The 1,645-nt window shown below is 68.4% G+C and carries 3 protein-coding genes; 1 reads left to right on the forward strand and 2 read right to left on the reverse strand.

Going from position 1 to position 1,645, the window contains the following annotated elements; genetic code table 11:
- Together JYJ84_RS36115 and JYJ84_RS36120 are read right to left on the reverse strand one after the other, a co-directional pair.
- A partial coding sequence (locus JYJ84_RS36115) for a VTT domain-containing protein (protein WP_205190247.1) occupies window positions 1–436 on the reverse strand: 436 nt, incomplete at its 3' end.
- Window positions 437–538: 102 nt separating this feature from the next.
- On the reverse strand, window positions 539–991 hold the full coding sequence (locus tag JYJ84_RS36120; RefSeq protein ID WP_122948944.1) for a hypothetical protein: 453 nt from the start codon (window positions 989–991) through the stop codon (window positions 539–541).
- 322 nt (window positions 992–1,313) lie between these two features.
- Here JYJ84_RS36120 and JYJ84_RS36125 point away from each other — a divergent pair.
- On the forward strand, window positions 1,314–1,645 hold a 332-nt coding region (locus JYJ84_RS36125; RefSeq protein WP_205190248.1), incomplete at its 3' end, for a response regulator transcription factor.

Genomic DNA, 1,645 nt, shown 5'->3' on the forward strand with positions numbered 1-1,645 from the left:
CCGGATAGAACGACCGGCGCGGCAGCGTCGCGCAGCCGACGACGACCGGCACGACCGCGCGCACCGGCGCAAGAAAGCGCGCGAGCACGATGCTCTTCATGCCATGACGCAGCACGAACTCCTCGCCGCGCGAATAGGCGGCCGCATAGCCAAAGCGCGCCCACGCGTTGCGAATCACCCCGCGATAGTGCCGCCCGAGTTCATAGCTGATCCCGTCGCCGACCACGGCACCGACCGCCGCGACACCGATGGTCGTCCAGCCGTCGAGCGCGCCCGCGCCGATCAGCGCACCGGCCGCGAACATCACGGCGCCGGCCGGCACGACCGTGCCGATCAGCGCGATCGCCTCGGCGCACGCCGTCACGAACACGATCGCGAGCACGAGCAGCGGATGCGCGCCGATCGCGCCGATCCACGCGTGGATCGTGTCGCTCATCGCTCGCTCCACGGCGGGGCGGCCCGGCGTGCGAACACCGGGCCGGCGATGGCATGGGGAACGTTCATCGGGCGCTGCGCGCGGTCGCGCCGGCGTGACGGGTCAATCGAACTCGTGCTGCCGCGCGTCCGCCTCGAGCGGCGCGTCGTGATAGCCGACCGTCGCGATCTCCTGCAGATAGCGGGCGAGAAACGCGCCGATCGATCCGGCGGCCTCGTACTGATGCACGTGGCGGAATTCGTGGGTCAGCAGGCGGCGCGTGTCCTGGCCGCGCAGCACGTACACCGCATGGCCGAGCGTGAGCCCGATCGTGCCCGGCGACAGCAGCCCCGTGTCGCGGGCGATCGCGGCCAGGGAAGGTATCTCGGGGAACGGCATGCTGTCGACGATCACCACGCGGATCCGCTCGGGCTGCGCGACGCCCACCGTGCGCGCATCGTCGGCTTGCACCGGCGTCAGCGGCACACCCTGCGCGATCCCGCGCGCCGCCTCGGCTTCAGCCCATCCAACGGCGGCGGGCAGTGCGGACGGCAGGATATCGGCAAGATCGATCATCGCGGGGCTCCTCGGGTGGTGGTGTGGCATCGGGCACCAGTTTAGTCCCGAATCGGGACGGTTCGCGGGGCGTCACGCGACGCGTCGCGCCGTTCTGTTCCGGTTGCCGTACCCATCAGGGAATACCCTGATTCTCGCCCACTTCACCGCGTACCTTTTCCCCGCGATTATTTCGTTTCAGTACACATTCCTCGATCGACCATCTCGAAAATTTCCCGGATGTGTACCGTTTTCGGATTCGGCGGAATAGTATTGGTCGGAAGAACAGCTGCGGCGACCACCGGACAACGGTGCGCGGCGTCATCCCGAAGAGGATCGCTAGATGATCAGGGTAATTCTGGCTGACGATCACGCAGTCATGCGGGACGGACTGCGTCACATCCTGGAAACGGCCGGCGGTTTCGAAATCGTCGGCGAGGCGAGCGACGGCTCGGCCACGCTCGCGCTGGTCGAGCGCGGCGCCGCCGACGTGCTGCTGCTCGACCTGTCGATGCCCGCGCCGACCGGCATCGAGCTGATCCAGCTGGTGAAACGCCACGCGCCGTCGCTGCGCACGCTCGTGCTGACGATGCATGCGGAAGCGCAGTACGCGGCGCGCGCGTTCAAGGCCGGCGCAACCGGCTACCTGACGAAGGACAGCGCAACCGCCGAGCT

Source organism: Burkholderia sp. LMG 13014 (assembly GCF_905232215.1).
In the GTDB taxonomy this organism is placed as follows: domain Bacteria; phylum Pseudomonadota; class Gammaproteobacteria; order Burkholderiales; family Burkholderiaceae; genus Burkholderia.

What these genes read in the sequence shown, in the direction of transcription:
- JYJ84_RS36120 (WP_122948944.1), bottom strand. Translation starts at nt 991, where the DNA reads ATGATCGATCTTGCCGATATCCTGCCGTCCGCACTGCCCGCCGCCGTT.